Consider the following 541-nt stretch of genomic DNA (forward strand, 5'->3'; position numbering starts at 1 on the left):
AGAAAGCCACTCGCATGAAGCTTCGCCAGCACTGCCGCGTCGATCTTGTCGGTCTTGACCTTGGCCCAGGCGATGGCCCGGACCAGGATCGGATTGGCTATGACCACCCGGCCCACAAAAGGCGACAATAATCGCACGATCGCACTTGTATTGCCTGTTGCCTCGATGACGATCTCGTCATCCGGCTTGAGCTTTATGGCGAACTGCAACAGGCGGCTGCGTTCAAGATCGATCCTCCCCGCATCCCGGATTTTGCCTTTCTCCAAGATCGCCATTTGGGCGAATGATCGGTGGACATCAAGGGCGATGGTTCTCATTCCCGGCTCCTTTCCAGGTTCAGCAACCTTGGGAGCCGGCGGGCTACACGACAACTACGGATCCGCGCTCGCAGCGCAACCGGGCAAGTCGAAGGGGGCGGCCAGATAACAACTCGAACTCTCAGTTCATCAGATACTTCGGCCTGCCCGCCATGCGTGCTCCCGACACCCCAATCCCGGTAGGTGGACGGTAGTCGATCCATCCGTGCAAGAAAATACGGATT

At 58.0% G+C, this 541-nt stretch carries 1 pseudogene; it reads right to left on the minus strand.

Features of this window, described 5'->3' with window-relative positions:
* A pseudogene (locus DH10_RS36015) lies at nucleotides 1-317 on the minus strand (IS110 family RNA-guided transposase); the annotation flags it as partial.
* Nucleotides 318-541 lie beyond the last annotated feature (224 nt).

The sequence above is a fragment of the Mesorhizobium silamurunense genome (assembly GCF_014843825.1).
GTDB classification, from domain to species: Bacteria; Pseudomonadota; Alphaproteobacteria; order Rhizobiales; family Rhizobiaceae; genus Mesorhizobium; species Mesorhizobium silamurunense.